Origin of the sequence: Synechococcus sp. EJ6-Ellesmere, assembly GCF_024345875.1 — a bacterium.
Taxonomy (GTDB): Bacteria; Cyanobacteriota; Cyanobacteriia; order PCC-6307; family Cyanobiaceae; genus Regnicoccus_A; species Regnicoccus_A antarcticus.
Window position 1 is genome coordinate 1 of the sequence record NZ_JAGQBY010000176.1, and the last position, 6,173, is coordinate 6,173.

A 6,173-nucleotide genomic window follows, 5' to 3' on the forward strand; every position below is an offset into this window, starting at 1 on the left:
GGGTGATGGAAGCGGCGAACAGGGGAGCGGGAGCGGAGCACAGCTTCGGTGTCAACATCCAGCTGCCCTTTGAGCAAGACCCCAACCCCTACGTCAGCGCAGCAGGCGATCGCCTGGTTCACTTCCGCTACTTCTTCACCCGCAAGCTGTTCTTCCTGCGTGAGAGCGATGCCCTGGTGGTGCTCCCCGGCGGTTTCGGCACCCTCGACGAACTGTTCGAGGCACTGACCCTGATCCAGACGGGACGAACGGCTCCGATTCCGGTGGTGCTCCTGGCGCCCCCGGGCCATGAGCTCTGGCAACACTGGCCTCAGGACCTTCTCACCGGCCTCGAGCGCGAGGGGTTGATCGGTCCAGACGACGGAGACCTGATCAGCCGCGCCGGCAGCGCCTTCGAGGCGATCGAGCTGATCCGCCACTTCTACCGGGTGTTCCACACCACCCGCATCAACGACGACGAGCTGGAGCTGCTGCTGCATGTGCCCCTGGCGGAGGCTGATCTGCTGACCATCCGCTCCGGCTTCCAGGATCTGCTTCGCAGCGGCGATTTCAAGCTGGGAGAGAGCTGCGACGACAACGATCGCCTGCGCCACTGCCTGCGTTTCGACTTCGATCAACGCCGCGTCGGCCGTCTCTACCAGCTCATCGCCGCCATCAACGCGCTCGATCTGCCCCGCAGCGACGACCTGCTCCATCCGGAGCAACGCAGCTGCCTGGAGCCGCAGCCATGAGCAGCCGGATCGGCCTGATCGATTACGGCATGGGCAACCTGCATTCGGTAGCCCGAGCCGTGGAGCGACTCGGTGCAGAGCTGATTCCAGTGCTGGACGCCCCAGCGATGGAGGCCTGCGACGCTTTGATCCTGCCGGGAGTGGGATCGTTCGATCCGGCCATGGAGCGCCTCCACCGGGCCCGCCTGGCAGATCCGCTGCGGGAGTGGAGCGCCAGAGGACGCCCCCTGCTGGGGATCTGCCTGGGCCTGCAGTTGCTGTTCGAGGGCAGCGAGGAGGGAGAGGCACCAGGCCTCGGCCTGCTCAAGGGCAGGGTGAAGGCCCTGCCCTCCGCTCCGGGGCATCCGATCCCCCACATGGGCTGGGCACCGCTGATCTCCACCAACCCCAGCCCCTTGCTGCCCGAGGGTCATCCAGCAGCCTGGGTCTATTTCGTGCACTCCTACGCCGCCGCTCCCAACGACCCGGCCTGCAGCACCGCCGAGGTCCTCTTCGCTGATCAGCCGGTGACCGCGGCGGTTTGGCAAGGGCCCCTGGCGGCCTGCCAGTTTCACCCCGAGAAGTCCGGACCCCAGGGGCAGCGCATGCTCGAGCGCTGGCTGGGCTGGGTGGAGCAGGGCGGAGCGTGAGCCTGAGGCTGAGTGGCGGGCGCAAACTGCTCAGTCCGCAAGGGCAGCACGCCCGCCCCACCAGCTCCAGGGTGCGGCTGGCGGTGCTCAACCTGCTGGCGAGTGAACTGAGTGGTTGCCGCTGGCTCGATCTCTGCTGCGGCAGCGGTGTGATGAGCTGCGAAGCCCTGCAACGTTGCGCCCAGCGGGTGGTGGCCGTGGATCACGACCGAACCACCCTCGGCATCGCCCGGCGCAATCTGGAGGCTGTCAAGGCCGGCGTGAATCCAGCCTGCGACCTCCGGGTGATCAGGGCTGGGCTACCTCAGTGGCTGTGCCAAAGCCCAGGGCAACAGCTGGGGGAGGAAGCGGCAGGTGGCTTCGATCTGATCTACGCCGATCCCCCCTACGCATCGGGGCTCTACGCCCCGATCGCCGAGGGGGTAGCCGCCTCGGGCTGGCTGGCTGAGGGGGGACGCCTGCTGTGGGAATGCTCAAGCGACGCATACCCGGACATTCCTCGAGGCTGGCACCTGAGCGATCGACGCCGCTATGGCAGTTGTGGGCTGATGGTTCTGGTGCCTGAGGCCTGAGGCCTGAGGCCTGACTCAGCCGCCCAAGGCGCTGCCACGGCGGTACTGGTTCCAGGCCGCCACGAACAGGCCCACCAGGGTGATCGGGATCAAACCCAGAACGATGCCGCAGAGGAGGGGTTCGATCATCGGGAGCGTGAAGTCGTGCCTGACGCAATTCTCCCACGGCCAAGGCAGGCTGGGTGAGTCTTCCGAGTGATCCGTGACCGGCGATCCTTCCACCATCCTGGAGGCCACCCCGGCGCCGGTGCAGCGCCAGGGCCTGATCACCGCTCTGGTGCTTCTGGCCGCAGCCGGCTGCATCCTGCTGCTGCTGCTCGTCCTGCCGGCGGCCCGCAGCGACCCCTACACCCGGCGCACCCTGGAGCTTTCGGGCTCGCTCGAGACCGGTGGTCGCCTCTTTCGGATGAACTGCGCCGGCTGCCACGGCATCGCCGCCCAGGGGCTGGTGGGCCCCAGCCTGCACGGGGTCAGCCAGCGCCGCAGCGACCGCCAGTTGATCCGCCAGGTCGTGAGCGGCCGCACTCCACCGATGCCTCGCTTCCAGCCCGAACCCCAGGCCATGGCCGACCTGCTGGCCCATCTGCACAGCCTGGAGTGAGCGGCGGCGCGACGCCTGGCCACCCTGGGCTGGCCCTGGTGCTGGTGGAACCCGCAGGCCCCCTGAATGTGGGCAGCGTGGCCAGGCTGTGCGCCAATTTCGCGCTTCAGGACTTGCGATTGGTGGCCCCCCGCTGCGATCACCTCGGCGAGGAAGCGAGACGCATGGCCGTCCACGGCGGGGCGTTGCTGGAGCGCGCCCAGCTCTATCCGGATCTGGCGGCGGCCATCGCCGACCGCACCCGGGTGGTCGCCGCCAGTGGACGGGTGGACTCTCAGGCCGTGCCCATCGAAGGTCCCGCCGAGGCCATCCCCTGGCTGCTGGAGCACCAGGCCGGGCCTGGGCCGTCGGAACGGCCCGGCGCCCCAGCGCTGGTCTTCGGGCGGGAAGACCGGGGCCTGAGCACCGACGAACTGCTCCAGGCGGGCCGCATTCTGCGGATCAGCACCGACGACGGTTACACCTCCCTCAACCTCTCCCATGCGGTGGCCATCACCCTGCATGAGCTGCGCCGCTGCCAGCAGGGGGGCACTGAACGCTGGCCAAGCGGTCCGGCCCCCGTGATCAGGCCGGAACCCGCCAGCCGGGAGTTGCTCGAAGCCGCCCTGGCCGATGCCGAGGAGCTGCTGTTGGAGGTGGGGTTTCTGCTCCCTCACACGGCCCATGCCCGGATGGCCAAGCTGCGGGCGCTGCTGCAGCGGGCCCAGATCAGCGCCGAGGAAGTGGCCCTGGTCCGGGGGATGGTCCGTCAGCTGCGCTGGGCCAGCCAGCGGGGAACCCCCTAAGGTCCTGAAATCTCCGTCGCCACTGGCTTCATCGTGCGTTCGGGCCGCTCCCCCCGTTCCGGATCACCCGGCTGGTTCCAACCCCTCGCCCTTGTCCTGCGCCTGCTGGTGATGGGTCTTGGTCTCGGGGTGCTCACCGGCACCGCCTTGAAACAACTGGCTCCGAAGCTGGCCCAGGGGGCGATGGAAGCCCCCAAGGCCAGCAGCGCCAGCTCACCGGTGCCCACCCCCAAGGGGGGCCTGGCTCTGGGCCGCTTCGAGCCACGGGTGGAGCTCACCAAGCTCAGCCAGCGCTGGAAGGCCCTGGCCGCCGAGCAGAAGGATCTCAAGGTGGGCGGCTTCCTGCTGGTGCTGGATGACGGCCGTTTTGCCCAGCTCAATCCCGACACGCCCCTGCCGGCGGCGAGCTCGATCAAGACCCCGATCCTGCTGGCGGCCCTCGACGACCTCGACGCCGGCAAGCTGCGCTGGAACGAACCGCTGCCTCTGACCAAAGAGGTGATGGGCGGGGGTGCCGGCTGGATGGCCAGCCGGCCACTGGGCACCCGCTTCCCGTTCTATGAAGCCGCCACCGAAATGATCCGGGTGAGCGACAACAGCGCCACCAACCTGCTGATCAAGCGCCTCGGCGGCAAGGCCGCCACCAATGCCCACTTCCAGGCCCTGGGCTTGCCCGCCACGGTGGTCAACAACTGGCTGCCCGATCTCGACGGCACCAACACCACCAGCCCCCGCGACCTGGCCCGCTCGATCGCCCTGGTGGACATCGGCGAGAAGCTCAGTCCGCGGGCCCGCGACCATTTCCGCACGATCATGGCCACCTCCCGCACCAACACGCTCCTGCCCGCCGGACTGCTCAAGGGTCTGGGGGGCGCCTCCAGCGACCCCGACAGCGAGCTGATGGCCCGGGGACTGACCGTGCTCAACAAAACCGGCGACATCGGCATCGCCTATGCCGACGCCGGACTGATCGAACTCCCCAACGGCAAGAGAGCCGTGGCAGGGTTCATGGTCAAAGGCCCGTTCAACGACCCCCGCTCCACCGATCTGATCCGGGCCATGGCCGCCGCCGTGAGCCAAACCCTCGTGGATCGCAGCGATCCCTCTCCCCAACCGCGCTGAGGTCTGATGCCCTTCCTGACCACGGCCGCCGGCCTGCTGCTCACTGCAGGCTTGGCCCAGGCCAACAAAGCCCCTGCGGCGGTCCCGGCACCTGCTCCAGCACCGGCCGTGGCCCCCAGCACCGAGCTGAGAACCCAGCAGGTGCGTCCCCTCAGCGGCAGGCTCGATCGGGTGGCGGTGGTCAACGACAACAACCCCGAGCTGATCATCCAGCCCGGCATCCTGCTCTCCACCTTCAACGGCCGCGGAACCCTCTCGGGCCAGCCGTTCTCCAGCCCCGACGCACACCTGAATGTTCCCCTGCAGGGACGCTTCGACCTGTTCAGCCACCACGTCTATGCCGGCCGGCCGGAAACCCTCGACTCGGTGCTCTGGCTGGGGGTGGTGGCCGCCCCGGTGAGCAGCAGGCCGGTGCGGCTGCGGGTGCTGGGTGGATCCACGGCCCTCTCCCAGTCGAGCGACCCGAGCCAGCCGGCGGCTCCCTTCCTGCCGCTGCCGCCCCTGATGCCCCACGACGGCACGTCGGTGTTCGCAGGCCCCGGCTCACGGGTGGCCGCCGAACTGCTGCAGAACCGCCGCGGAGCCGGGATTCCCCAGGAATGGAGCCTGGCCCCGGGGCAGCTCACCGCCCTGCTGGCCCTGCCGATTCCCGTGAAGGGGCTCGATCCCCTGCTCAACGGCCGCAACCTGCAGCTGCGGCTGGAGAGCGACGGCCCCGTGGAGTTGGCCACCCTGGCCGCCTTCGGGGGCGAGCAGCCACCGGAGCCGGAGGTCTGGAGCCGCCTGCTGCGCGCCGGGCTCAGCGCCAAGGAACACGTACCCACGCCCAGGGGACAGCCCGGGGGCATCATCTATTCGCGGGTGAGCGGCGTCCAGACGGGCAGCCGCTGGAGCGCCCGGCTCACAGATCCGGGCACCAAGTCGCTCTCCGTGCGCAGTGCGCCGGTGTCCTGGCCGATCGCCTCGCTGGAGCGGGGCAGCCTGGGCAGCGGCCAGGTGCAGACCGCCGAACTGCAGGCCTTCTACCCGGGCACCGCCTGGGCCGCGCATGGCAACTACGGCGTGGAGTACGACCTGACCCTCCCCCTGGTGAACAACACCAAGGCCCCGGTGGCCCTCGATCTGGCCCTCGAATCCCCTCGCAAAACCGACAAGCCCGAGGGCGGCCTGCGCTTCAACCTCACCCCACCGAGGGCGGTGGTCTTTCGCGGCACGGTGGAGGTGAGCGGGCTGGATGGGCCGGCGGGGCGTCCCGCCGGCCGGCGCTGGTTCCATCTGGTGCAGCGCCAGGGCGAGAAGGGCCCCAGCCTCGGGCGCATCAGCCTGGCCCCCGGCCAGCAGCGCCAGGTGAGGGTGAGGCTGATCTACCCCGCCGACGCCACACCCCCGCAGGTGCTGAGCCTGCTGCCCGCTCCAGTGCTCCCACAGGCAGCTGTGAAACAATCCGGATCCGTGCCGGCCCCCCGTCCGTGAGTCAGACCCGCAAACGCAGGGCGTTCCCCTTCACCGCCATCGTCGGCCAGGAGGAGATGAAGCTCGCCCTGCTGTTGAACGTGATCGATCCCCGCATCGGCGGGGGGATGATCATGGGCGACCGGGGGACGGGGAAATCCACCACGATCCGCGCCCTCGCGGATCTGCTGCCGGAGATCGACGTCGTTGCCGGCGATCCCTACAACAGCGCCCCCAGCGACCCCGACCTTCAGAGCGCCGAAGTGCGCCAGCGGGCCGAG

General features: G+C 69.3%; 8 protein-coding genes and 1 pseudogene. 8 read left to right on the forward strand and 1 reads right to left on the reverse strand.

Features of this window, described 5'->3' with window-relative positions:
* The 3 genes from KBY78_RS15285 to KBY78_RS15295 form a co-directional block, all read left to right on the forward strand.
* The coding region (locus KBY78_RS15285) for an LOG family protein (RefSeq protein ID WP_255144359.1) at window positions 1-731 on the forward strand (731 nt) is incomplete at its 5' end.
* Entirely contained in the window at window positions 728-1,360 is a 633-nt protein-coding gene (gene hisH / locus KBY78_RS15290; protein WP_255144360.1) for an imidazole glycerol phosphate synthase subunit HisH, read from the forward strand. The genes KBY78_RS15285 and hisH, both read left to right, overlap by 4 nt.
* Window positions 1,357-1,932 (forward strand): RsmD family RNA methyltransferase, encoded by a 576-nt coding sequence (locus tag KBY78_RS15295; protein ID WP_255144361.1) that lies wholly within the window; start codon window positions 1,357-1,359, stop codon window positions 1,930-1,932. Before hisH ends, KBY78_RS15295 begins: the two co-directional genes overlap by 4 nt.
* Window positions 1,933-1,947: 15 nt before the next feature.
* On the opposite strand, the gene petG is transcribed toward KBY78_RS15295, so the two are convergent.
* Window positions 1,948-2,061 (reverse strand): cytochrome b6-f complex subunit V, encoded by a 114-nt coding sequence (gene petG, locus KBY78_RS15300; protein WP_006170345.1) that lies wholly within the window; start codon window positions 2,059-2,061, stop codon window positions 1,948-1,950.
* Between the two features lie 73 nt (window positions 2,062-2,134).
* On the opposite strand from petG, the gene KBY78_RS15305 reads away from it, so the two are divergent.
* The 5 genes and pseudogenes from KBY78_RS15305 to KBY78_RS15325 all read left to right on the forward strand — a co-directional run.
* Window positions 2,135-2,533 carry a cytochrome c gene (locus KBY78_RS15305; RefSeq protein ID WP_006170344.1) on the forward strand — a complete coding sequence of 133 codons (399 nt, stop codon included), beginning with the start codon at window positions 2,135-2,137 and terminating at the stop codon, window positions 2,531-2,533.
* The gene (locus tag KBY78_RS15310; protein ID WP_255144362.1) at window positions 2,530-3,318 is read left to right on the forward strand and encodes an RNA methyltransferase; all 789 of its coding nucleotides are present in this window, start codon (window positions 2,530-2,532) and stop codon (window positions 3,316-3,318) included. The genes KBY78_RS15305 and KBY78_RS15310 overlap by 4 nt, the downstream gene beginning before the upstream one ends.
* A 33-nt stretch (window positions 3,319-3,351) precedes the next feature.
* Window positions 3,352-4,440: a serine hydrolase gene (locus KBY78_RS15315; RefSeq protein WP_006170342.1), complete on the forward strand. Its 1,089-nt coding sequence runs from the start codon at window positions 3,352-3,354 to the stop codon at window positions 4,438-4,440.
* A 6-nt stretch (window positions 4,441-4,446) separates the two neighbouring features.
* Window positions 4,447-5,913: a DUF3370 domain-containing protein gene (locus KBY78_RS15320; RefSeq protein ID WP_255144363.1), complete on the forward strand. Its 1,467-nt coding sequence runs from the start codon at window positions 4,447-4,449 to the stop codon at window positions 5,911-5,913.
* Window positions 5,910-6,173 (forward strand): annotated as a pseudogene (locus KBY78_RS15325) (magnesium chelatase ATPase subunit I); the annotation flags it as partial. The gene KBY78_RS15320 and the pseudogene KBY78_RS15325, both read left to right, overlap by 4 nt.

Coding starts and splice junctions, on each gene's coding strand:
- KBY78_RS15320 (WP_255144363.1), top strand. CDS start 4,447: ATGCCCTTCCTGACCACGGCCGCCGGCCTGCTGCTCACTGCAGGCTTG.
- petG (WP_006170345.1), bottom strand. CDS start 2,061: ATGATCGAACCCCTCCTCTGCGGCATCGTTCTGGGTTTGATCCCGATC.
- hisH (WP_255144360.1), top strand. CDS start 728: ATGAGCAGCCGGATCGGCCTGATCGATTACGGCATGGGCAACCTGCAT.